The organism is Rhodococcus sp. 05-2256-B1, assembly GCF_002258465.1.
In the GTDB taxonomy this organism is placed as follows: domain Bacteria; phylum Actinomycetota; class Actinomycetes; order Mycobacteriales; family Mycobacteriaceae; genus Rhodococcoides; species Rhodococcoides fascians.
In genome coordinates this window covers 315,655-338,532 of the sequence record NZ_NOZA01000011.1, presented here as the reverse complement: position 1 = coordinate 338,532, position 22,878 = coordinate 315,655, and the positions used below count along the sequence as shown (strand labels likewise).

The 22,878-nt window shown below is 63.5% G+C and carries 28 protein-coding genes and 1 tRNA gene; 8 read left to right on the top strand and 21 right to left on the bottom strand.

From position 1 onward, the window contains the following. Nucleotides 1-41: 41 nt before the first annotated feature. Nucleotides 42-1,553: a dolichyl-phosphate-mannose--protein mannosyltransferase gene (locus CH285_RS03580; protein WP_094644613.1), complete on the top strand. Its 1,512-nt coding sequence runs from the start codon at nucleotides 42-44 to the stop codon at nucleotides 1,551-1,553. 24 nt (nucleotides 1,554-1,577) lie between these two features. On the opposite strand, the gene CH285_RS03575 is transcribed toward CH285_RS03580, so the two are convergent. The 3 genes from CH285_RS03575 to CH285_RS03565 all read right to left on the bottom strand — a co-directional run bounded on the left by CH285_RS03575 (nucleotide 1,578) and on the right by CH285_RS03565 (nucleotide 3,114). Further along, nucleotides 1,578-2,000: a DoxX family protein gene (locus CH285_RS03575; protein WP_027496065.1), complete on the bottom strand. Its 423-nt coding sequence runs from the start codon at nucleotides 1,998-2,000 to the stop codon at nucleotides 1,578-1,580. Between the two features lie 69 nt (nucleotides 2,001-2,069). Then, nucleotides 2,070-2,438, bottom strand: a complete 369-nt coding sequence (locus tag CH285_RS03570; RefSeq protein ID WP_027496064.1) for a GntR family transcriptional regulator — start codon at nucleotides 2,436-2,438, stop codon at nucleotides 2,070-2,072. A gap of 7 nt (nucleotides 2,439-2,445) precedes the next feature. Continuing rightward, nucleotides 2,446-3,114, bottom strand: coding sequence for an SDR family oxidoreductase (locus CH285_RS03565; protein ID WP_094644516.1), 669 nt, complete (start codon nucleotides 3,112-3,114; stop codon nucleotides 2,446-2,448). A 63-nt stretch (nucleotides 3,115-3,177) separates the two neighbouring features. On the opposite strand from CH285_RS03565, the gene arsC reads away from it, so the two are divergent. Continuing rightward, nucleotides 3,178-3,525, top strand: a complete 348-nt coding sequence (arsC, locus tag CH285_RS03560; RefSeq protein WP_094644515.1) for an arsenate reductase (glutaredoxin) — start codon at nucleotides 3,178-3,180, stop codon at nucleotides 3,523-3,525. Between the two features lie 13 nt (nucleotides 3,526-3,538). On the opposite strand, the gene CH285_RS03555 is transcribed toward arsC, so the two are convergent. Next, entirely contained in the window at nucleotides 3,539-4,777 is a 1,239-nt protein-coding gene (locus CH285_RS03555; RefSeq protein WP_027496061.1) for an arginine deiminase, read from the bottom strand. A 64-nt stretch (nucleotides 4,778-4,841) separates the two neighbouring features. On the opposite strand from CH285_RS03555, the gene soxR reads away from it, so the two are divergent. Continuing rightward, nucleotides 4,842-5,342, top strand: coding sequence for a redox-sensitive transcriptional activator SoxR (gene soxR, locus CH285_RS03550; protein WP_094644514.1), 501 nt, complete (start codon nucleotides 4,842-4,844; stop codon nucleotides 5,340-5,342). Here soxR and CH285_RS03545 read toward each other — a convergent pair. The 10 genes from CH285_RS03545 to CH285_RS03505 all read right to left on the bottom strand — a co-directional run bounded on the left by CH285_RS03545 (nucleotide 5,258) and on the right by CH285_RS03505 (nucleotide 13,365). After that, nucleotides 5,258-6,160: an SDR family oxidoreductase gene (locus CH285_RS03545; RefSeq protein ID WP_094644612.1), complete on the bottom strand. Its 903-nt coding sequence runs from the start codon at nucleotides 6,158-6,160 to the stop codon at nucleotides 5,258-5,260. The two genes, soxR and CH285_RS03545, sit on opposite strands and share 85 nt — an antisense overlap. A 74-nt stretch (nucleotides 6,161-6,234) precedes the next feature. Further along, nucleotides 6,235-6,390, bottom strand: a complete 156-nt coding sequence (locus CH285_RS27730; protein WP_167329154.1) for a hypothetical protein — start codon at nucleotides 6,388-6,390, stop codon at nucleotides 6,235-6,237. Between the two features lie 57 nt (nucleotides 6,391-6,447). Beyond that, nucleotides 6,448-7,122, bottom strand: a complete 675-nt coding sequence (locus CH285_RS03540; RefSeq protein WP_027496059.1) for a ScbR family autoregulator-binding transcription factor — start codon at nucleotides 7,120-7,122, stop codon at nucleotides 6,448-6,450. 190 nt (nucleotides 7,123-7,312) lie between these two features. Further along, the gene (locus CH285_RS03535) at nucleotides 7,313-7,630 is read right to left on the bottom strand and encodes a GyrI-like domain-containing protein (protein ID WP_230597453.1); all 318 of its coding nucleotides are present in this window, start codon (nucleotides 7,628-7,630) and stop codon (nucleotides 7,313-7,315) included. A 116-nt stretch (nucleotides 7,631-7,746) separates the two neighbouring features. Continuing rightward, nucleotides 7,747-8,199, bottom strand: a complete 453-nt coding sequence (locus CH285_RS03530; protein ID WP_027496057.1) for a GyrI-like domain-containing protein — start codon at nucleotides 8,197-8,199, stop codon at nucleotides 7,747-7,749. A gap of 163 nt (nucleotides 8,200-8,362) precedes the next feature. Further along, complete coding sequence (locus CH285_RS03525) at nucleotides 8,363-9,235, bottom strand: SGNH/GDSL hydrolase family protein (RefSeq protein ID WP_176458414.1); 873 nt, start codon at nucleotides 9,233-9,235, stop codon at nucleotides 8,363-8,365. Nucleotides 9,236-9,457: 222 nt separating this feature from the next. Then, the gene (locus tag CH285_RS03520) at nucleotides 9,458-10,342 is read right to left on the bottom strand and encodes a glycosyltransferase family 2 protein (protein ID WP_158514243.1); all 885 of its coding nucleotides are present in this window, start codon (nucleotides 10,340-10,342) and stop codon (nucleotides 9,458-9,460) included. Nucleotides 10,343-10,509: 167 nt separating this feature from the next. Then, nucleotides 10,510-11,037, bottom strand: coding sequence for an acyltransferase (locus CH285_RS03515; protein ID WP_230591532.1), 528 nt, complete (start codon nucleotides 11,035-11,037; stop codon nucleotides 10,510-10,512). An 89-nt stretch (nucleotides 11,038-11,126) separates the two neighbouring features. After that, nucleotides 11,127-11,969, bottom strand: a complete 843-nt coding sequence (locus CH285_RS03510; protein ID WP_094644512.1) for a glycosyltransferase family 2 protein — start codon at nucleotides 11,967-11,969, stop codon at nucleotides 11,127-11,129. A gap of 262 nt (nucleotides 11,970-12,231) precedes the next feature. Next, complete coding sequence (locus CH285_RS03505) at nucleotides 12,232-13,365, bottom strand: hypothetical protein (RefSeq protein ID WP_176458415.1); 1,134 nt, start codon at nucleotides 13,363-13,365, stop codon at nucleotides 12,232-12,234. Nucleotides 13,366-13,447: 82 nt separating this feature from the next. Here CH285_RS03505 and CH285_RS03500 point away from each other — a divergent pair, with 82 nt between their 5' ends. After that, nucleotides 13,448-13,996 carry a hypothetical protein gene (locus tag CH285_RS03500; protein ID WP_094644511.1) on the top strand — a complete coding sequence of 183 codons (549 nt, stop codon included), beginning with the start codon at nucleotides 13,448-13,450 and terminating at the stop codon, nucleotides 13,994-13,996. 49 nt (nucleotides 13,997-14,045) lie between these two features. Here CH285_RS03500 and CH285_RS03495 read toward each other — a convergent pair. The 5 genes from CH285_RS03495 to CH285_RS03475 form a co-directional block, all read right to left on the bottom strand. Continuing rightward, a tRNA-Ala gene (locus CH285_RS03495) sits at nucleotides 14,046-14,118 on the bottom strand. A gap of 56 nt (nucleotides 14,119-14,174) precedes the next feature. After that, complete coding sequence (sepX, locus tag CH285_RS03490) at nucleotides 14,175-15,047, bottom strand: divisome protein SepX/GlpR (protein WP_032371228.1); 873 nt, start codon at nucleotides 15,045-15,047, stop codon at nucleotides 14,175-14,177. A 149-nt stretch (nucleotides 15,048-15,196) separates the two neighbouring features. Beyond that, on the bottom strand, nucleotides 15,197-15,844 hold the full coding sequence (locus CH285_RS03485) for a GNAT family N-acetyltransferase (protein ID WP_032364078.1): 648 nt from the start codon (nucleotides 15,842-15,844) through the stop codon (nucleotides 15,197-15,199). A 37-nt stretch (nucleotides 15,845-15,881) separates the two neighbouring features. Beyond that, nucleotides 15,882-17,141 carry a molybdotransferase-like divisome protein Glp gene (gene glp / locus CH285_RS03480; protein WP_027496053.1) on the bottom strand — a complete coding sequence of 420 codons (1,260 nt, stop codon included), beginning with the start codon at nucleotides 17,139-17,141 and terminating at the stop codon, nucleotides 15,882-15,884. 33 nt (nucleotides 17,142-17,174) lie between these two features. After that, nucleotides 17,175-18,128 carry a UTP--glucose-1-phosphate uridylyltransferase gene (locus CH285_RS03475; protein ID WP_027496052.1) on the bottom strand — a complete coding sequence of 318 codons (954 nt, stop codon included), beginning with the start codon at nucleotides 18,126-18,128 and terminating at the stop codon, nucleotides 17,175-17,177. A 106-nt stretch (nucleotides 18,129-18,234) separates the two neighbouring features. Between CH285_RS03475 and CH285_RS03470 the strand changes: the two genes are divergently transcribed. The 4 genes from CH285_RS03470 (at nucleotide 18,235) to mscL (ending at nucleotide 20,642) form a co-directional block, all read left to right on the top strand. Beyond that, entirely contained in the window at nucleotides 18,235-18,831 is a 597-nt protein-coding gene (locus CH285_RS03470) for a 5-formyltetrahydrofolate cyclo-ligase (RefSeq protein ID WP_052060763.1), read from the top strand. A gap of 143 nt (nucleotides 18,832-18,974) precedes the next feature. Further along, a complete protein-coding gene (locus CH285_RS03465) occupies nucleotides 18,975-19,319 on the top strand; it encodes an FmdB family zinc ribbon protein (RefSeq protein WP_032385834.1) in 345 nt (114 codons plus the stop codon). A gap of 89 nt (nucleotides 19,320-19,408) precedes the next feature. Further along, a complete protein-coding gene (locus tag CH285_RS03460; RefSeq protein ID WP_094644510.1) occupies nucleotides 19,409-20,071 on the top strand; it encodes an RcpC/CpaB family pilus assembly protein in 663 nt (220 codons plus the stop codon). Between the two features lie 94 nt (nucleotides 20,072-20,165). After that, complete coding sequence (mscL, locus tag CH285_RS03455) at nucleotides 20,166-20,642, top strand: large conductance mechanosensitive channel protein MscL (RefSeq protein ID WP_094644509.1); 477 nt, start codon at nucleotides 20,166-20,168, stop codon at nucleotides 20,640-20,642. A gap of 109 nt (nucleotides 20,643-20,751) precedes the next feature. Here mscL and CH285_RS03450 read toward each other — a convergent pair whose 3' ends face one another. Together CH285_RS03450 and CH285_RS03445 are read right to left on the bottom strand one after the other, a co-directional pair. Further along, nucleotides 20,752-21,201 (bottom strand): hypothetical protein, encoded by a 450-nt coding sequence (locus CH285_RS03450; protein ID WP_032385680.1) that lies wholly within the window; start codon nucleotides 21,199-21,201, stop codon nucleotides 20,752-20,754. 120 nt (nucleotides 21,202-21,321) lie between these two features. Continuing rightward, complete coding sequence (locus tag CH285_RS03445) at nucleotides 21,322-22,119, bottom strand: MspA family porin (RefSeq protein ID WP_094644508.1); 798 nt, start codon at nucleotides 22,117-22,119, stop codon at nucleotides 21,322-21,324. Between the last annotated feature and the right edge of the window lie 759 nt (nucleotides 22,120-22,878).

The following is a 22,878-nucleotide window of genomic DNA, read 5'->3' as shown; positions in this document are numbered from 1 at the left end:
ACGTGACCTTGCTGACCTCTGAGCGCTCCGGCGACCGGTCGATGGTCAGTCCCGGGCCCACCGTTGCCGCGCGCGACTGGTTCCACGACACCGATGTACGACGCGGCTGGATCGTCACCCTCGTCGTCACCGCCATCTGTGCGATCACCCGCTTCACGATGTTGCGGTACCCCACCGACGCCGGAACGCCGGTGTTCGACGAGAAGCACTACGCACCGCAGGGCTATCAGGTGCTCACCGGCGGCGGGCTCGAGGACAATCCGGCCTACGGACTGGTGGTGCACCCGCCGGTCGGCAAACAGCTGATCGCCGTCGGCGAGGCGTTGTTCGGCTACAACGGTTGGGGATGGCGTTTTTCGTCCGCGGTCGCCGGAACGCTGTTGGTACTGCTGGTGATTCGCATCGTCCGACGCCTCACCCACTCGACGCTCATCGGTGCGATCGCAGGCATTCTGCTCATCGTCGACGGTGTGACGTTCGTCAGCAGCCGCATCGGCATGCTGGACATCTTTCTGGCGTTGTTCGTCACCGCTGCTCTGGGTTGCCTGGTCGTCGACCGCGACGACGTGCGAAAGCGACTGTGGACGGTGCGAGCCGAGGGCCGCATGGACGTCAGCGATCTCGGCCCTCGAATGGGTGTGCGGTGGTGGCGTTTCGGGGCCGGCGTCATGCTGGGTCTCGCATGTGGCACCAAGTGGTCGGGTCTGTATTTCATCGCGTTCTTCGGCTTGCTGAGCGTGGCGTTCGACCTGGCTGCTCGTCGCTCGTACGGGGTTCGCCGACCGTGGCGGGGAACTGCGGTGCGCGACATCGGACCCGCGCTGTACGCGCTGGTGATCGTTCCGATCGCCGTGTACCTGATGACGTACTGGGCGTGGTTCACCTCCGAGACCGGTGTCGACCGACACGAGGTGGGCAACGGAATCGGATTCGGCGGGCCGTTCTCCTTCGTTCCCGGTGCCCTGCGGTCGCTCTGGTACTACAGCGGCAGTGTGCTCGATTTCCATGAGGGACTGACCAATTCGGCAGGCAATCGGCACCCGTGGGAATCCAAGCCGTGGACGTGGCCGATGGGCCTACGCCCCATGCTGTACTACTTCGCCGACGGCGAGAGCGTCTCGGGGTGCTCGGCGTCGTCGTGCGTGAAGGCGATCATGCTGATCGGCACGCCCGCGATGTGGTGGTTGGCCTTGCCGATGCTCGCCTGGACGCTGTGGTCCGTTCTCGTACGACGAGATTGGCGCTACGCCACGGTTCTCGTCGGTTACGGTGCCGCACTGTTGCCCTGGTTCGCAACCCTCGACCGGCAGATGTACTACTTCTATGCGGTGGCGCTCGCGCCGTTCATGGTGATGGGCTTCGCGCTGGTACTGGGCGACATCATCGGAAAAGCGAGCGCCTCGGCCGAGAGACGCGGCACCGGACTGCTTCTGGTGTGCCTGTACATCGCGGTGGTGATCGCCAACTTCGTGTGGCTGTGGCCGATCCTCACCGCGATGCCGATCACCAAGCAGATGTGGCAGGAACAATTGTGGTTACCGAGTTGGCGCTGAGCGCCCCACTCGGCTCGCTACCGACTACTGCAGAATTGCGGTCTTGCCCTTGGTGATTCCGTCGATGCTGATGCGACCGGCACCGAACGCCGCGAGCATCAGTGCGCCGACGCCGAGAGCGACGACGAGCTCGTAGCCGTTTTCGGTGGCGAACACCCCGTTCTCGAAGTGGACGAGGAATGCAGCTCCCAACATATCGGCGAACAGCAGCAGACCGGCGATCGGAGTGAAGATGCCGAGAACCAATGCGCCGCCGCCGATGAGCTCGACGAACGTTGCGAAGTAGGCAGACGCCGTGGGTACCGGAATGTTCATCGCCTCGAAGCTGGCAGCAGTGCCGTCGAGGCCGAAGGTGTTGAGCTTCTGCCACCCGTGGGCGATGAAGACGACTCCCAGGCCGATACGGGCTACGAGGGCGACGGCGTCACGGACGAGTGTTGAGTTCATTGATAGGCATCCTTCTGGCGCGGCTGAATGGGCAGCACCACCCTGACAGAAGGAGGTTGAAGCGTCAACTTACCGGCCGCCTGCCCCTTTCAGAGCAGCTTCGAGAAACGTTCGCGCCTGGTCGTCGTCGAGGCCGATAGATCTGACGGCCCGGACGAATTCCGTTGCGGCCCTGGCTGCAATATCTCGTGACGGGTCACCGCCGGACGCCACGAACGATCCGGACCTACCCCGCGTCTCGATGATTCCCTGCTGTTCGAGCTCCCGGTAGGTCTTCGCCACCGTGTTCGGCGCGATCTTCAGCTCTTCGGCAAGCCCACGTACCGTGGGGATCTTTGTTCCGGCGATGAGATCCCCGGACCGCACCAATCCCAGAATCTGCATCCGCAATTGCTCGAACACCGGGGTCGTGTTCGACGGATCGATGCTTACGCGCACGATCGCCTCATCGAACCGCGTCGACAGCGTCGGCGATGGACGTCGATCCGGACGTGAGCATCAGCGTTTTGCCGATGGCACTGCCGGTGTCGATCAGACGGGCGACGACCGCTGCCACGTCGGCACGGGTCACCTCGCCCGGGTCGAGTGGAGGCTCGGTGAGCGAAACCGAGTCCGTCGCATCCTCGTCGGTCAGCTTGCCGGGGCGAAGAACGGTCCAGTCCAAGCCCGCGCGGGACGAAACATCTTCTTCCGCAGCAGTTTTGGCCCGGATGTATGCTTTCCATCCCTCGTCGAGGTCGTCCGCGACCGGCTCACCGGCCCCGAAGGAACTGATCAGCACGTAGCGGCGAACGCCGGCCTTCTCGGCGGCATCGGCCAACAACACCGCACCGGCCCGGTCGACGGTGTCCTTGCGCTCGGGACCGCTGTTGGGACCTGCACCGGCCGCGAACACCACTGCGTCGGCACCGGAGAGAACGTCGGCCAACTCGTCGACGGACGCAGACTCCAGATCGATGACCTCCGGCAGCGCACCGAGGGCCGTGACGGCATCGACGTGATCGCTGTTGCGAATGAGCGACACAGCGCGGTCACCGTGCGCCGTGAGAACCTGCGTGAGATGTTGGGCGATCTGGCCGTGCCCACCTGCAATGACAATGCGCTTGTCGGTCATGCGACTACTCCCGTTCCTGACGTGATCTGTCGCGTTGGCTACCCGCGTGACAGGATTGCAAACATGACCCGGGCCGCAACCATCTATCACAACCCACGCTGCAACACCTCCCGCACCGTTCTGAAGACGATCGAGGATGCGGGCATCGTCCCCCAGGTCGTCAAGTACCTCGAGACGCCGCCGACCGAAGACGAACTCCGCACGCTGCTCGCCGACGCGGGACTCGAACCACGTCAGGCTGTTCGCACCCGCGAGAGCATCTACAAGGAACTCGAACTGGCGGTGGCCGACGACGAGACCTTGATCGCGGCGATGGCGGCGCACCCCATTCTGATCGAACGCCCGATCGTGGTCACCGACAAGGGAACCGTGCTGGCTCGCCCCTCCGACAAGGTCCTCGCCGTCCTGTAGAAACGCCTGTCCGTCAGAGCCTTTCGCGCGACACCGGGCACGACATACACCGAGGGCCACCCCGGCCCGAGCCCAACTCGGACCCGGAGATTCGCAACACCTCGATGCCCGACGCCTCGAGCCGCGCATTGGTCTCGACGTTGCGCTCATAGGCGACGACCACCCCCGGGGAGATGGCGAGGGTGTTGTTGCCGTCGTCCCATTGCTCGCGTTCGGCGGTCACATGATCGAGTCCGGTGTCGATCAACCGGAGTTTGCCGATTCCCATCGCATCGGCGGCGGCTTCGAGGAACGGGTCGGCACCGCGAATACTGACGCCCGCATCCTCGCGGTGAATCGTGAACGCGGACAACGTGTCCTGAATAGCCGGATACATCACGACCGCGTCGGTGTCGACCATGGTGCAGACGGTGTCCAGATGCATGGACGCACGCTCCTGCGCGATCGGCACCACCAACACGCTGTGCGCCAGATCGTCCTCGAAGAGACTGCGTGCCAACGCTTCTGCGCCCGCAGGGGTGGTGCGCTCCCCCACACCCACCGCGACCACTCCAGGAGCGAGCAGCAACACGTCACCGCCTTCGACCGGAGCGGTACGGGATTCGTACGCACGTCGCACGCCTTTGAACATGGGATGGAATGCGTAGATCAAGTCGGTCAGCGACGTTTCCCGTACTCGCGCAGGCAAGGCGAGGGAGGTGATCGCCACTCGGTTGTCGATCCAGAACGACGAGTCACGGGTGAACAACAGGTTGGGCAGCGGATCGATGACGAAGTCGCCCCCGTGATGCATGCGGCGAACCAGCGAGGCACCACTGGGCTCGGCCTCACCCGACTCGGCTTCGAGCAACTCGTCGAACGTCATGCCCGCCATCAGGATCTGGGCCAGTTCGGCTGCCGGGATACCGCGCAGGTACTGCGCGAGATCCTCGGCGAGCGCCCGTCCGAGCCGCCGAGCGTCGACGGCAGCCGAGATGCCCTGCATCCGAGCGGCACCGCTGACCGTCATCGCTTCGGTGAGGAGTTCGCCCAGCAGCAGCACCGTCACGCCGCGGCTGCGCAGCAGCTCCGCGAACGCATCGTGCTCGTCCTGTGCCCGGTCCACCCACGGCAATCCGTCGAACAGCAGTTGGTCGTTGTTTCTCGGAGTCAGGCGCCGCAGCTCGTCGCCCGGGCGGTGCAGCATCACAGTGCGGAGCACACCTACCTCGGAATTGGCTCCCAACGGGCCCGCAGCGGAGTCGACGCTCATGAACGAACGGTAAACCCATTCGTCGTTCAGCGCTGGCATCCGGACCTGAAGTAATGTCGAGGTCGTGCCGATGCCCGAGTGGAACGTCCGTGAACTGACTCCAGGCCAGCTGTCGGAGCGCAGCGGCGTCGCCGTGTCCGCGTTGCATTTCTACGAGAAGCAGGGCTTGATCAGCAGTCGACGAACATCGGGCAACCAGCGCAGGTTTCACCGCGAGACTTTGCGCAGAGTGGCGTTCATTCGTATCTCGCAGAAGGTGGGAATCCCTCTCGCGACCATCCGTCAGGCGTTGAGCGAACTTCCGGACGAGCGAACGCCCACCCGCGAGGACTGGGCCAGGCTGTCGACGCGGTGGCATCGCGAACTGGACTCGCGTATCGAGCAGTTGGTTCGCTTACGGGACGATCTGACCGGGTGCATCGGCTGTGGTTGTCTGTCGTTGGCCGGCTGCGCTCTGGCCAACCCGCACGACCGGCTCTCCTACTCCGGCCCCGGTGCTCGCACACTGGACGTCGACTTCGACGCCCCGTCGGTGCCACGAGGCTCGAGCAGCTTGGAGAACTGATCGTTCGCTCGTTGCAGCACGAACTCGTACGGTGGCGCGAACTTTCGCGAGATCCAGTAACCGAAGCGAATGTCGTTGGACGAGTACACGAGGTACTTTCGTTTGGCGATACCGGCGAGAATCGCATCGGCCACGACCGACGGTTCGACAGCACGCTTCTCGAACCGGTGCTGCAGCTTCTGCACCCGAGGATCGTCACGATCGACACCGGCGATCTGCAGTGTCTGCACCAGGCCGGTCTTGACCCCACCGGGCACAACGAGGCTGACGCCGATTCCGTGACGTTTGAGGTCGTATCGAAGAACTTCGGACACACCACGAAGGCCGTACTTGCTGGCGCTGTACGCAGCGTGCCAGGGCAGAGGAATCAATCCTGCCGCGGACGAGACGTTGACCAGATGCCCACCGCGGCCCGCCTCGATCATCGGCGGGAGGAATTTCTCGATGACATGGATGGGACCCATGAGATTGACATCGACCATGGACTTCCAATGCCGATGATCCAGATTCTCGACGGTGCCCCACGCCGAGATGCCCGCGACGTTCATCACGACGTCGAGGCTGCCGAACTCGGCGTGAATATCGTCCGCGAAGGCGGCGACCGCATCGAAATCGGAGACGTCGAAGGGCAAGGAGTGACTGACCGTGCCGCCCGCTCGACCGACCAGGTCCACGGTCTCGGCAAGCCCGGAGGCATTGATGTCGGTCAGAAACAGTTCAGCTCCCACAGCCGCAGCCGCGATGGCCGTCGCCCGGCCGATTCCGCTGCCCGCTCCCGTGATCAACGTCTTCTTGCCGCGCAGATCGTATGTAGCCATCGAAGCTTGTTCCCCCACCGGTTGCCACGTGTCAGGTCGATTCCGACCCTACGCGGTGACGACCGACAGGGCCGTCACAATCTCTGCGACATCTCGTCTCGGTAATCGGCGACGGTGTTCTCGATACGCGTCGCCTCGTCGTCGGCACCTCGTTTCCGCGCATCGTCCGCGCGGTGCTGCAGAGTGCCGATCGCTTTCCGGAGCTCGTTGTCCGACATCCTGTGTTCCATGTCACACAGTGTGCGCCTCACGTCGGCGTGCAGCAAGCACCCCGGGCGACGAGAACGTCAGACGGTGACCGAGCTCGAATCGATGTTCTCGCGCACGAAGCTCGAGAGGCTGCGAGCTGCGAATTCGCGGAAGTAGGCCAGCTTGTCGGCAGGCACCAACGACGGCAGCACGGTGTTCCACACCTTCTCCATACGCGACGGCGCATCCTCCAGACGCGACTGCGCCTCGGACACCATCAGAACTCCGGCCAACATTTCGCACACCAGCAGCGCCGCGTTGCCTGCGTCCAGGTGGTCGGCGACGTCGCCGTGCTCGATGGCCCGCTCGAAAAGATGCTCGAAGATGTTGCCCCAGGTGCCGAACACGCTTCCGCGAGCGGTGTCGGACCCGTCGATCTCCATCTGCAACCTGTACATCACACGAACGAGCGGATCCGACGCTGCCAGTTCGAGAACCGAGTACGAGATTCCGATGACGGACTCGAGGGCTGGGCTGCGGCTGTCCACCAGCCCCGCGCAGGCCGTGGACACGCGCTCGTGACCTTCGTCGACGATGGCGCGAGCGAGTTCTTCCTTGGACGCGAAATGGAAGTACAGCGCGCCCTTGGTCACGCCGGACTGCGCCGACACCTGACTCAGCGTGGCATTGGCATGCCCGACGTCGAGGAAGAGATCTGCTGCAGCGCGCAGCGCCGCCGCGCGAGTGGCTTCGGCCCTGAGTTGTCTCACCATGTTGCTACACCCCTGCTCAGTCGATCCTGCGATGACATCGACACCTTGTGGTCCGCGCTGGCTCCCGGGTGCTGAACCCACGAACTCGAATTCACGTTCCCTATACGGGCTTGTCAGCGCTCGCCAATAGTAACCGGTTCGTCGGCGATTTTGTGATTCGAAAGTGACAAATACATGAAGAAGACCTCGTTTACAAAACGATCGAAACGAAAAGTTCCACTTCTCCAGCATTCGTAACGACTTCTACTTCCTCGGCGTAAGCACGGAATAGCGTCCCGGATCGAACGCACTCGTCGACTTGCGCCCAGACGTCTTCGATCGGATCCGCGAGACCACCACTGGGCACGAACACTGCAAACACACCAGTCGGTATGGATACGAACACATCTCCCACAGCGACGTCACTCGGCGAGTCCAGCGGGACACCGACGAGTGCATTGACGGTGCCGTGCGCATCGGGGACATACACGGTGGCCACCTCCGTGGCATCGATGTTCTTCTCGCGCACGCGATCTCGGAGGAATCCCATCCATTCGCTGCAACTGGCCTCGGCACCGGGCTCCACCCGCGGTGCCACCAACCCACCGAACAATTCGGCACTGCGCGCGGTGATCCGAAAGCTCATCACGAACCGCCGGGCTGCGTGATGGCCAAATACAGGTCGACTTTGTAGGCGTGCGGGTAGCACTCGTAATCACCGGTGAACGATCGCACTATCTCCCCGTTCTCCTCGGCGTGATCGATCTGATTCCACAATCGAGTGAGAACGTCGGGAAAATAACCCACCGCGGAGAATCGGGCATATTTTGCAGACGGCACTTTTGCGATCAAATGCCCACGCGTCACCTGCCCGAGCGACGAGCACTGGTAACCGACTATCTGTGTATTGTACGATCCGATTCCAGGGGCGAAGTCCGTGTAGATCGACGCAAGCGGTCCGGCAGTCTCCTGATTGAGCACGGCGGACCACGCCTGGTTGAGGGCAGGATCGTTCAACCGCCCGAGTGCTCGTTTGGGACTGCGAACGGGGAGACCGGCGACCCACGTTTCGGGGAGGTCGACGATCTCGAACGACATTCACACTCCGTATGGAAGTTGCAGGGGCAGATCCAGCGCTCGGATCGTCGGTTCACGATATAACCCGTCAATCTACCGGGCCGACCGGTACGCAGATGATCGTTTGTTCAACAGGATGTGTCACCGGGCGTTGTCCCCGCGCATTGTGACCGACGACGCGACGTCACCGACCGATTGCGTCGAGCACCAATCCCGCCATCGCAGCGCTGCCCAGCGGGGTCGGATGCAAGAACGGTGTCGGACCGAACGTCATCGAGCCCGTGAACCAGCGCTCGGAAATCGGTGCGCATGCGTCGTGGCCGACGGCCGGCCCCGCCACATCGACGAACGTCGCCACATGCCTGACGGCACTGTCTCGAAGCACGGAATCGAACCGGACGAAGAAATCCTGCACGAACGCCGCGTCGGCACCGTGCAGATTCGAGTCCGGGAAACAGCCCTGATGGTCGAAGTAACCACCGTGACCGACCAGCACGCCGACGGCGAGTGGTGAACGCTGCGTAATGGCGTCGAGTACCCCGTCCAACACCGGCCCCAGCTGCCCGAGCCTCTGATCGATCTCCTGGAGGACCACGGGGTTGTTCCGGCACCGAGGATCTTCCTGCGGCACAGGTTGCAGGCACGGCCCGATCAACTGCGCCCAATTCAGGTCGTTGCCGCCTATCGAGAGGGTCACCAGCGTCGTATGAGGCCGCAGCGCATCGATCTGAACCGGGACACGATGAGGCAGTGGCGTGTACGTGCTCTGCGGCGTGGACACGACGTGTGCGCTCGTCGCCCCACTGCACGCCACGCTGGCGAAGGACACAGGGTGCAGTGCGCTCGCGATCATGGCCGGATACGCCGCGTCGGATCGTCCACAACCGTCTCCGCCGGCATTGGACAACCACGCGGGCCCGGCAGCCCTGGAGTCGCCCAGAGCGACGTAGTGGACGGGGTTGTCGACGACGACGTCCGCCGACGCTGTCCCGACGAGCTGTCCCGTCAGCAGAGACACGGCAAGACCGACGACGAACGTCCGAACATCGAAGCGCACGACACGCCCCCGCCTGCTACACGGCCGCCCGACCGGCCCACCCCGACTCGACTCTCGGATGCCCGCGGGTCGAAGAACTACGAGACAGTAACACCGCGTCGGCGATCACGCGGGCCTGTATCGGAACCGTGGGACCGGTTCCGGGGGCGGCAGCAGATACAAGGAGTAGATCGGCGCTACCGATCGGACAATTGTCGCGTACCGCTCGAATCAGCCGTGAATTTACTCGGCCGACGCCGTGGTGGCATATTCGCCATCGCGAACAGGTGACGAATATTGTTGCGATGTCACGCCCTCGTTCGAATGCGACACCGGCAGAATTCGCGACTCGCATCCGGACAAAATTCGAGTCAACGGCCAATGCACGGTATGCAGAATCATGTCCGCGATCAACAGTCGACGCAGCGCCTTGTTCGCCAAATCGTGGTGGGCCCATGTTCGGTAGGAACTCAGCACATAATGACGATATTCGAGGGGCGGAGTCAGCAGCCGCCGACCGGACACCTCGACGCACATCGTTTTGATCAGAGCGATCTGTAGACCGACGCGGTACAGGCACAGCGAGAGATCGATATCCTCGTGCAGGTCGGTACGCAGACTCACGCGGTCGCGGGCGGCTTCCCAAGCGGAGCGGCGAATGGCGAAGTTGTTACCCGAGGCCGCCGAGACCCGTAACTCGTCGGGTTTGCGCTTGGTGGAGTAGTCCACGTACGCGCCGTACGGTGCAGCCCACGGGGAGTCGTACAGGTAGATCGGCCCGGTCACCGCCGCGTAGTCCAGTCTGCGGTCGAAGAAATCCAGAATCGACTCGGCCCAATCCGGAGCTACCCGAGTGTCCGCATCGATACGTCCGATGACGGATCCTTCGGCCCGATCGAAACCGGCGTTGCGCGCATGAACGACGCCTCGCTTCGACTCCCGGACCAGAACTATCTCCGGAAACCGTCGGCTGTAGCTCGCTACCACGCCGGCGGTATCGTCGGTGGAATTGTTGTCCACCACGATTATTTCGTGAATGTGTTCACGTTGCGCCAATAAAGCGTCCAGGCATCCACCCAAATGCGCCTGTTCGTCGAATGCGGGCACAACAACAGAAAGAGTGTTCACAACGCCAACCCCTGACACCTTTTTGGCAATGCGTAGCTCGACAATTTCCGAAGCGAATGCAAAGAGTGCCGAGCCTCTGACGCTGATGATGCTACATCATCAATTAGACGAAATAAGTCGTCCAATTTCGGATCGATAATAGCCTTTTGTCGATATCGACAAGCGCTTTATCGATCGTTCGTCAGAGTATTGCTCTCGAAATCAGGCGTCGCGCCCGCTATGGCTCGCGCGTCGGGTAGATCGTTCAACTCCCGGCGACGAGCGGCTGGACTGCCGACGTACACCGCGTCCGGTTCGCAATCCTTGGTCACCAACGAGTTCGCCCCGATGATGCATCCCTCACCGATGCGGACCCCGGGCATGATCACCACACCGGACCCGATCCACGTGCCTCGCCCGATGGTGACCGACTCGCCCCGCAGCAAGCCTGCCCGTCGCCACGACGGTCCGACGTCATGGGTACTGGTGATGATCCGAACGTGGTCCGCCAGGAACACATCGTCACCGATCACGATGTCGGCAACAGTGTCGAAGTGGCACCCGAAATTCACGAAGACCCCGGTGCCCATCCGTACCGACCCGCGACCCTGGATCATCGCGCCGCCGTATATCAAGCACGGCCCGTCCGTCCGGACTCCCGCCGGCCGCAGCAAGGTCGCCCGCAGTACCGCCGGAACGAACGGCAGGTTCGCCACCGACACGAGGGTTGCCTGACGCATCTGAAAGAGGGCCCACTTGACGTTCGATGAGTCGCTCGCCCAAGTTGGGATCAGGGAGCGCAGGTTCACGCGGCCTCTCGCATCCGTTCGTCGGAGAGCGCACGGTCGTCGACGGGCAGTGCGCGCGAGGGCACCGCCGAGAACATTCTCGAGATGGGCCAGCGCAGCGTGTGCAGGAGCCAATCGATCGCAACGATCCGGGCCAGCTTGGCCGATGCGAGGCCGTGCTCCTTGTAGGAGCGGTAGCCCGCGATCGCGTAGTTCACGTACTTCACCGGAGAGGTAGCCGATCGCCGGCCGGATACCGCAGCCTTCATACGGCCGTTCTGAGCAAGCGGCAACTTCTTGCCGACCAACGACAAGCACAGATCGATGTCCTCGTGCACGCAGGTCTTGTCGCTGACCACATCCCGAACCTGGTGCCAGGCAGATGCGCGGATCGCGAAATTGTTGCCCGATACCGCCAAGGCGCTGCGCACCGACGGGTCACGCTGCTCCGCTCGTGCATGTTGCCACGCCAAAGGCCGGGCCCACGGCGACTCGTACAAGTAGGTTCGCCCGCCCGCTGCCGCAACCGTGGAGTGCTCTCCGAAGAATTCGATGATGGAGCGGGCCCACCCGGGCCGGACGCGCGTATCGGCGTCTATGCGGCCGATGATGGACGACTGCACGAGATCGAAGCCTGTGTTCCGGGCATGCACGACGCCCCGATTCGGCTCGTGCACCAACTGGACCTTGTCATTGACTTCGCGCAGGGTCTCGACCAGATCGAGCGTCCCGTCGGTCGAGCCGTTGTCCACCACGACGATACGGTCTATGTAGTTTCCCTGATCGAGCAGCAGATTCAAGCATTCGCCGATGTGGTCGACCTCGTCGAGCACCGGAATTACCACACTGAGAGTGTTCATTTCGATCCCCTGATTGAATTCGACACCTACCGAACGCGCAGGCACGCGTATAAAGATACGACATCAGCCACGCGAACACTAAAGTCAGCCGAAGAAGCAGCCCCAGCTCAGAGCACCGAAAACTGCAGCGTGACGCGGTTACAGGGTGCTAAGCAATCCAAATGACCGTTTCAGGTCAATGGTGCTCATAAGACGTTCGAAAGAATTCGATTCTTGTTAATGATCGAATGTTGTCCGAATACGCCATATTGCCGGAAATGCCTCAGCTCACGCGACGACGTATGAGGCCGATGGATATCGATCGTGCGCGTCGTAAATACGACGCAGCCTGTCGCCAGTGTCTTCGGCGGATCGCCGTGTCTACTGCCGCAACCACACCATCGTCGGTCACGCCTGCCTCCTCCATGGCAGCAAGTCCGTTTCGCAGGTGGTGGCACTGGCGGTTCGTCAACGTCAGGGACCTGACCGCATGGAGATCGATGGGTCCAGGCAGGGCCTCGCTCTCCGCACCTGCAGCGGCCAACCCGATCTTCGTCCTGATGCACTTGAAGCACACTCCGCAGTTGAATCGACCGTCGCGATTCTCCCAGCACACCCGTAGATGCTTCATCGCCGTCTCGTCCAGGCCTATCCGCCGGAGCTTGCCGAGCCGATTCACCTCCAACTCGTGGTGATCGAACGTGACACTGCCACTCGACCACAGCGGGTCGAGATCGGGATGGGAACCCCACGGCAGCAGATCCCAGCGACTGTTGGACGACGGAATCAAGACGGTGCTCAGGTGACCGGACAACGCCAGCCCGACATGGGCCAAGGCGGCTCCGTGAAGGTCGTATCCCCAATCGAGCGGCAACCGGTCTCCGAACGCCGACCTCAACGTGGTCTTGACCTCGATCAGCGGCTTGCCGAGCTCCGCGGCCGCGTCTCGGGCACTGGCCAGTGCTCGACCCGCCAATTCCTCGTTCCCGGCGGAGATGTCGAAACCGTGAACGAATATCAAATGGGTGATGCGATCGGATTCGGTGATTGCCGAATAGAAACTGTCCACACCTCCACTGAAGAAGCAACCCACCCCTCGGACGTCGGACAGTGCATCGGAAGGTTCAGCCGATACCGATATCCCATGAAACCGTCTGGGATACCAGTCGAGAAACACTCTCTGCGCCTCGGGAGCGCCTCGAAGTGCCGTCGAATCCACCGGGCCGTCGAAAGCGATACTCCACTTCTTTCGCATTCCCGCTACCAGCATCGGAGGAAGCCACGGAGTCGCCGAATGGTCCAACTCGTAATTCGACGCGGTCGTCACCACAGCCTCTTTGCCGAGAGGCGTCACTATCCGGGCCGCAATTCGATGAGCCTCGGTGTCCTCGACATGCACGGTCATCTGGCTGGTCACCGTATGAAGTGTGACACAAGCGCCGGCGACGTAACGCCGCACCGACAATTTACGGAACCGGCTGGTCGGTAGGGTCGGATGTGTGCACACGGTCAGGATCGAGACGGCCCTGTACGACGACGTCGAACTCGTCTATCAGGACGACTCCGTGGCCGGCTACTACCTGTCGACGCCATCTAGCCGCGCCACGTTCGTCCGCACCGGACCGCAGACCGCGGAAAGAACTCCCCTGGGCACCCGACGGTCGACAGATATTCGCGCGACGGTCGGCGGTGACCCGATTGCGGTGCAACTGGGGTCCGCACGAGTAATGAAACGCTCGTATCGAGTACGTCTGGCCTACCGAGACCGGGTAGTGGTACTTGCCGCGAAAGATCTCGAGTCCAGCGCACTGATCCGCGGCGACAGGGACAACGGCAACGACTCTTTCGGCGACCTCACTCGCGAGTACGACGGCGGAGTGAGCGCGTTCTGGGGCCTACCGTTCACGTTCTTGCGCACGAAGCTCGAACCGCCGACGCCGACGGCGGACGAAGCGTTGGTCGGCATGACCGCCGCAGCGGCATTCGGCACCGGAGGACTGTCCGTCACCACGATCGCAATGAGTGCACTGAGCTCTGTATTGCCTTGATTCACAACGAAAGCCGCCACTCGAGGTGAGTGGCGGCTTCGTTTCGGGGTGGAGCTGAGGGGAATCGAACCCCTGACCTTCTCGATGCGAACGAGACGCGCTACCAACTGCGCCACAGCCCCGTTTGCCGTCGTCTCGACCGGCTGGGCAACTCTAGCAAAGCCCCTCGGGACCGCTGTTACGCGCCCTGTGCCCGACGGAAATCGCCGTCATCGTCGCGGCGTGCCTGGAACGGCTCCTCGTAATGATCGAGATGCTCGAACTCCGGGTCCTCGTCGTCGATCTCGAGCACCACGGCTCCGGGTCGACGCAGACGCTGCGGCACGAGTTCGAGCTCTTCGTCGGTCTCCGATTCCACACCGAGGCGCGAGCGACCCATGCGTGTGAGTCGTCGTCGACGAATCTCTTCTTCGATCTGCACCTGCCTGCGCAGGTAGTACAGGTATCCGACGAGGACTGCGACGGACAGTCCGCACAGCCACCACACCGTCGGGGAGATGATGAACGCCAGTGCCGCGGTCGTGATGGCGGCGAACACCAGGCCGAGAACCGCGCGCTGACGGAAGGCGTATCGGGCGGCCCGGGCGATGGCGTCGGCCTCGGGATCGAACCCGCCGCGGCCGCGTCGGCGAGGCACGAAGTCGTCGTCGACGACTCCCGGCTCGTGTGCGGGAGAGCTCGCGCGAGGTGCGTCGTGGACCGGTTCGTCGCGTTCGAGGTCGTTTTCTTCTTCTGCGTGAGTGTCCATGGGGTCCTCCGCGGTACCGGGTAGATCGGGTGAGTCCGAACGAATCGACGCGAATTTCGGGCCGAAGATCTCGCTGGCGGGCGCGGAGACCCGCAGGTCGTCCTCCGGCCGCCAGTCGGGATCACTGCGGTGGCCGGTCGCGGGGCCGCGCTGCTTGCGCTTGGTGCCACCCCGATGCAACACGCGCGTGGCGAGTGCTGCGTCCGTGGTCTGCATGATCTGCGGACGCTTGGTCATCAGCATGGGAAGAAGAACGAAGAGCCAGACGGCCACGAGACCGATCCAGATGATCGAGTTCGGCATCGGCGATGTTCTCCTCCCTCAGGCGACGGCGACAGTCGAGACGCCCTCAGGTTATGTGGAGCAGGTCCGAGAACCCCGCAGACGCGCCGACCCGAATTACACTCCTGTCACTTTGACAACATCTGCAACCGAACACTGTGGAGTGAGCGCTATGCCCACGCAGCCCTGCCCGCGCGGACCAATCGATCGACGACCGATCCCTGCACCTCTCCCGAGGTGATCGCGACGAGCTTGTGGTCGCGCCACTCGCCGTCGACGTCGAGGTACTTGTAGAGCAGGCCCTCTTCGCGGAAACCGACGTTACGCAGCACGGCCTGGCTGGCGAGGTTCTCCGGACGCACCGTTGCCTCGACGCGGTGCAACCCGACCGGTCCGAAACAATGATCGAGTCCGAGCGCCAGCGCCGCGGTGGCGACGCCTTTGCCGTTGACTTCCTTGGACACCCAGTACCCGATCCACGCCGACCGGAGCGCGCCGCGCACGATGTTTCCGGTGGTGATCTGCCCGCAGAATTCGCCGTCGACCTCGATCACCATCGGCAGCATGTGACCCTTGCGTGCCTCGGACTTCAGGCCCGAGCACAGTGTGGGCCACGAGGAGATGTGGTGTCGGGAATTCCAACTGCCCTCACCGCTCGGCTCCCACGGCTCGAGGTGTGCGCGGTCCTGGGTGCGGATTCGACTCCAGGAGGCTGCGTCGCGCATGCGGACGGGCCGGACGGTCACCGTTCCCCCGGCCACTCGCACTGGACCCAATTTCGCCGGCCAACCCGGGTGGCTCGACCACGTTCGCGGCATCAGTCGATCGTATGCGCTGCGCGCGTGAGCGCGTGCGTCAGCCGCGCTGAGCGAGGAACGAGACCTTCACTTCTTCGCCGGTTCGGATCTCGGTGACGTCGGGATCGATGACGACCAGGCAGTTCGCCTCCGCGAGTGTCGCGAGCAGATGAGACGACGAGCCCGGAGCACCGCCGAGAGCCTGGACGAGATATTCGCCGGTGCCCTCGTCGCGCATCAGTTGCCCTCGCAGGAATCCCTTGCGGTCCTCGATCGATGTGATCGGTGCGACGGTCCGCGCGGTGACGGTCCGGCGCAGTGGCTGGCGACGGCCGAGTGCGATGCGAATGAGTGGACGGACCATCACCTCGAACACCACGAGCGCGCTGACGGGGTTGGCAGGCAACAGGAACGTGGGCACCTCGTCGCGTCCGAGCTGGCCGAATCCCTGCACCGAGCCGGGGTGCATGGCAACCCGCTCGACTTCCATGTCCCCGAGTTCGCCCAGCGCCTCACGGACGCCATCGGACGCGCCTCCGCCGACCGCGCCTGCGATGACGACGATCTCGGAGCGGATCAGCTGGCCTTCGACCACTTCACGCAGTCGCTTGGGGTCGGTGCTCACGATGCCGACGCGGTTCACGTCGGCTCCGGCATCGCGTGCTGCAGCAGCGAGGGCGTAGGAGTTGACGTCGTACACCTGGCCGGGCCCGGGGGTCCGATCGGTATCGACCAACTCCCCGCCCACCGAGATGACCGACAACCGCGGACGCGGGTGCACCAGCACCTTGTCGCGTCCGACGGCGGCCAACAGGCCGACCTGCGCGGCACCGATGATCGTTCCCGCCCGCACGGCCACGTCGCCGGGTTGAACGTCGTCGCCGATCTTGCGCACGTAGTCACCCGAGCGAACCGGACGGAACACCTTGACACGGGCGCGGCCGTTGTCGGTGCGATCCAGCGGCAGGACTGCGTCGGCCAACGTGGGCAGCGGCGCGCCGGTATCGACCCGCACGGCCTGACGCGGCTGCAGCCGGATGGGCTGACGCGAACCCGCGGAGACCTCGCCGACGACGGGCAGCGTCAGGTCGATGCGCTCGTCTTCCTCGTTACGCAGGTCGGTACCCGCGGAGGCGACGTCGACACTGCGTACGGCATAACCGTCGATCGCGGCCTGGTCGAAGCCGGGAAGGGGACGCTCGGTGACCACTTCCTCGGCGCAGAGCAGACCCTGCGCTTCCGAGATGGCGACCCGAACAGGCCGTGGAGCCACCGCCGCTGCGGTCACCCTGGTCTGTTGATCTTCGACCGAGCGCATCTGGCCCTTCCTCTATGGCATCGACCCGCGATGCTATTCGTACGTCGTCAGTTCCGGTGCCCAGCTGTCGCTCAAGCGTTCGTTCAGCCATTCACGCAGCGCGGGACCGTAGTCGTCGCGCTGCAAAGCAAAGTCAACCGCAGCGCGTAGGTATCCCCCGGGATTTCCGAGGTCGTGTCTCGATCCACGATGCACCACCACGTGAACGGGATGGCCCTCCTCGATCAGAAGTGCGATGGCGTCGGTCAGCTGCAATTCGCCGCCGGCACCGGGCTCGATGCGTCGCAACGCGTCGAAGATCGCGCGGTCGAGCAGATAGCGGCCCGCGGCAGCCAAGTTGGACGGTGCCTCTTCCTTCTTGGGCTTTTCGACCATGCCGGTGACTTTGAGGACGTTCGGATTGACGGCATCGGGCACGATTTCGACGGAGAAGACGCCGTAGGACGAGACCTTGTCGTCGGGAACCTCGATGGCGCACAGCACCGAGCCGCCGCGCTTGGCGCGCACCCGGGCCATGACGTCCAGCACGCCCCGCGGCATCACCAGATCGTCGGGCAGCAGCACCGCGACCGAATCCTCGTCGTCGTCGAGTGCTTCCTCGGCGCATGCGACGGCGTGGCCGAGTCCGAGCGGTTCGTGCTGAATGACCGATTGCACGTCCAGAAGCTTGGGGGCGACGCGTACCTTCTCGAGCATTTCGAGCTTTCCGCTCGCTTCGAGCTTCTTTTCCAGAACGAGGTCCTCGACGAAGTGGGCGACGACGCCGTCCTTGCCGGGAGAGGTGACGATGACCAACCGTTGTGCACCGGAATCTGCCGCTTCTCCGGCGACGAGCTCGATACCGGGAGTGTCGACGACCGGAAGTAGTTCCTTCGGAACGGTTTTCGTGGCCGGCAGGAACCGGGTACCCATGCCTGCGGCGGGGACGATGGCCGTGCGGAAGTGCACAGGCGTGGCGGCGGTCGTCGCTGAAGCGGCTTCTGTCATGGTGCTCACCCTATCCGTGGTTTCTGGAGATTGGCTCGGCGTGTGCCCCGTTCGACCCCCGAGTGCATATCGTTGAACGACAGCACGAGAGGGAGAGTGAACCGTTGTGAGCGTTCCCGAATTTTCGGAGAACACGCCGAAGGATCTGTGGCGGGAGCATGTCCTCGCCGAACGCCGACTGCTCGACGATGCGCAACGCGCGATGGAGTCCTCCGCACTCTGCCATGCCGTCGGCGAATTGGCGGCCGAACACTCGGTCGTGGCGGCGTACGTTCCGATCGGCCGGGAGCCGGGGTCGATCGAGATGCTCGACGCGATGGCCGCGGCCGGAGCCACGGTTCTGCTGCCGAGTGCCCATGAGCCGGGGCCGCTGAAGTGGGCGCGTTACGAGGGTCGCGATGCGTTGGTGCGGGCACCGTACGGGCTGCTCGAGCCGTCGGGTCCACTACTCGAGCCCGACGCCGTCGGGCAATGCTCGGTGGTGCTGCTACCTGCGCTGGCCGTCGATCGCCGCGGTGTCCGGCTGGGCCGCGGAGCCGGGTTCTACGACCGGACTCTCGACCTGTGCAGCCCCGAGGCCATGCTGGTCGCCATCGTGCGCGACGAGGAGCTGTTCTCCCGGCTACCGGCCGAACCGCACGACCGCCGCGTGACGCACGCGCTGACTCCCGGCGGCGGGCTCGTACGCTTGGGTACGGAATAACGCTACGATTCGATTCGTTGGCACTCCTGACTGTAGAGTGCTAATGCTCTCCCCAGTTTCGACGAACAGACAAGACACCGGCGGTGTTCGGCCTCGGCCAGCAGAGCGCGAACCTCCTCGGTGACCAGCGCGGAGGAAACACGATGCCCACCTACTCATACGCCTGCACCGAGTGCGACAACCGCTTCGACATCGTCCAGTCCTTCACCGACGACACGTTGACGGTGTGCCCGGCCTGCTCCGGCAAGCTTCGCAAGTTGTTCAATTCGGTCGGCATCGTCTTCAAGGGCAGCGGCTTCTACCGCACCGACAGTCGGGGCAACTCCGGCACCGCCAGCGAAGGCGCGAGCGAGAAGAAGTCCGACGCCGCGGCCACGAAGTCGGAGACCAAGAGCGACTCGAAGCCGGCCGAGAAGAAGTCGTCGGATTCGTCCTCGTCGAGCAGCTCCCCCTCGTCCTCCACCACGAAAGCTGCTGCCAGCCAGTAGTTTTCGGATCCATCCACAGGCCGGTCTGCTATCCACAGGCCGGCCTTTTCGGTCTCTTCAGACCAGTCGGCACCGCTACCGTTCCGGTCATGGCTGCCCGCAAGAACCGACTGGACTCGACGCTGCTCGACCGCTTCGCTCAGCGTCCCGCATGGGTGGGATCGGTGAAAGTTCGACGCATCGCCGCGGGCATTCTGGTGGCCGTCGCAGTCCTGCTGTTCGTCGACGACGCCGCAGGCGACGATCGAGTCCGCGTCGTCACGGCCGGCCGCGACCTGACGCCGGGAACGATACTGACGCCGGCCGATGTTGCCGTCGCCGAATGGGATTCGGCCACGGTGCCCAACGGCGCAGTGCTCGATTCCGCCGACGTGGACGGACGGACACTGACCGGACCGGTTCGAGCAGGCGAATTGCTCACCGACGTCCGGCTGTTGGGCTCGCGGACAGCCACCGCGGCGCTGGGGGCCGAGGCACGCGTCGTACCGGTGCATCTCGCCGATGCGGGCGTGACCGACCTACTCAGAGAAGGCGATCGGGTGGACGTCCTGACCGTCGAAACTGAGGAGAATCCCGACGCCCCACCTGCTGCTCGGATACTGGCATCGGGGGCGATGGTGGTGCTCATCTCCGCCGAGGCCGGTGGAGGTCGGCAACGAGATCGGGTGGTGCTGCTCGCCCTACCGACCGAGGATGCGACGACGGTGGCAGCCGCGTCGCTGGTGAGCGCTTTGACGGTGACATTGCATTGAGCCGGTGCCCGGGCGATTCACGGGATCCGAATTCGATCGATCTGGGTTAACGTCTGGCGAGACCGAAACATACCAAGAGATCGGAGAGCGGCTCATGCTGAAGGGATTCAAGGACTTTCTGTTGCGAGGCAACGTGGTCGACCTCGCGGTCGCGGTCGTCGTCGGCGCAGCATTCACGGCAATCGTCACCGCGTTCACGTCCAACATCATCAACCCGTTGGTTGCGGCCATCGGCGGATCCAACGAGTACGGCTTCGGCTTCAACATCACGTCGTCCCCCGAATCGTTCGTCAACGTCGGCGCAGTCATCACCGCCATCATCAACTTCATCATCATCGCGGCGGTCGTGTATTTCGTGCTGATCCTGCCGGTGAACACCGCGAAGAAGCGTTTCGTCAGCCAGCCGGAGAAGGAACTGAGCGACGTCGACGTGCTGGTGCAGATCCGCGACATTCTGGCGGGTGGAACCACTGCAGGACAGAAGCTTTCGACGGCGGCCGACACCACCGGCGGCAGCGGCGAAGCTATCGATTCCTCCTCCCCCGACCTCGGTAAGCACTCGAAGGACTGACACCGGTCTGCTTCAACGAATGAATGCGCCATTCACGCCGTCTGACGGCGTGAATGGCGCATTCATTCGTTGTGGGGCGTGCGACAGGCCGTGAGGGCCCGTCAGGCGATCAGTTGGTGAACGTGGTCAGCGGTAGCTCGTCCAGCGTGATCGAGGTGCCATCCGCCTCGCAGGCGGACTTCACTGCTGCGCCGTTGTCGACGAACGCCTTGCCCGACTCGCTGTCGGGTTCCGACAGTTCGAGCGTGTCAGCCGGAATGGCGTCCGCGAACGTCGTCATCGCGCTGGCGACGTCACCGGACGCGGTGCCGGACAGTGACTTCACCTTGTCGACGGCCGCCTGCTTGTCCGCAGTCCACTGCTCGATGTTGGCTGCCGACCCCGGGCCCGCCTTCACCAGACCGACGAACGCATTGTGGTCGGCTGCGAAAGAGTTGCACACGTCGGTGTTCTGACCGGTGGCTGCCGAGTCGTCACCACCACTGCAACCGGTGAGCAACCCGAGAGCAACGACGGCTCCGGCGGCGAACACTGTGAAACGGGCTTTCGGGTAGGTCACTGCTTCTGCGCCTCTCTACATGTCGAACTGCGTTCGAGCCGAACATAGTTCAGGCCCGCACGGAGAATCCGTGCGGGCCTGAACCGGAAGAACTAGGAAACCAGAATCAACCGATCGAGATCAGTTGAGGCGAGTTGCCGGGCCGTACGTGGTGATCGAGTCACCCTTTGCGCTGAGCAGGGTGACGTACGGACGAACCGTGACGTTGCCCAGGATGCCCGTAGCGGTGCCGTGGACGCCGGCGAGCTGGATGGAGCCCTGAGCGCCTGCAGCGTCACCCTCGGTCTTGGAGATGTTCGCCTCTTCGTTGAAGGTGGCGATTGCACTCTCGGACTGAACGACGCCGCCGCCGGGAGCGAGATCGATGGTCGCAGTTGCCTGCGGGATCAGCTGAACGCCGACGTCGAGGTTGGACTTGCTCTCTGCAACACCCGTAAGCGGGACGTCGGCGAGACCCTCGAGAGCGCCCGCGGGGTCAAGCAGGTCACCCGGAGTCGTCGCGAGCGTTCCGGTGGTCGTGTTCTTGGACCCGATGCCGAAGTTGGCCGAAGGCGAAGCCCACTCGACCGACACGCCGCCGTCGAGGCTCAGCGGGTAGCCGATCTGCAGGCCGGCGGTGAGGGTGCCCTCGAAGTCGTCAGCCGTGGGTCCCTGAACGTCGAAGGATGCGCGGCCGTCGTAGAACCACTCACGGGTGAGCGGGTTTCCGTCGAGAGGCGCAACGCCGCTGACGAAGGAGTCGGACAGCGTCAACGTCACGGTGTTGCCATCGGCGTCGACGATGGACTTCGCGCTGTCGACAGCGGCAGAAGCGGTTCCGGTACCGAGCACCAGGCCGACTACCGAAGCGCTGGCAGCAACTGCGACGCTCATGGACTTGAGTCCCCGGCTGCGCCGCGACTTCTGGATCTCCGTCATTTATTCCTCATCATGTTCAGTCCCAGCGCGGTGTCGCACGGGGAAGCTTGTGGCTTTCACCCTCGAACTGAATCGCACGCGTCAGTGTGTGCGAGCCCGAGCCGGATGGAGCCTGACGGCCACATCCTCGATTGTTCAGTTCCGAGATGAAGGGCGCGGCACCGGTTGGTCCCACGCCCTGATCCCTTGGAAGCTGAGGGGAACATTAGAGGAGATGCCTGACCGTGACAATCCCTACGATCGACGCCCAAACGTTGCCATCTCGTGATGTGTTTCGTCGGCGTGAACATCTTTCACACCCGTGTTAGCGATAACCTGCGTCACAGCATCTCCCGAGAAGTGGAAACCGTTACAGGAGCCGATCAGGAGTAAAACGACCCTGATATGGGAAGACGCAGCGGGAGTCCTGTCCGGATTGCACGATTGGACCGTTCCACACCCCGCCTGTGGTGTCCGTTTTCGGCGGCTTCGCCCGGCACTACCGCCGGGTAGGTCGCTAACGACAGGTAAACGACTAACTAACAGAGCTGTCATTCCAGCCGGAAAAATGTGTTGTGGATCACACTAAAAGTAATGGGGTGGTCGCTGCTGCTTCAACCAATCGACCGACAAAGAGTCGCCATCGGGCCCGTCGGCCCGGTCGTCTCCCGTGGTCTCCGGCAGCACGTCACCGAAGATACGAGCGAGCCGGGCCCGTTCTGCTCGGGCCCGGCTCGCTTCATCGTCCGGTCGATTCTCGATCGGCTCGTCGTTCATCGC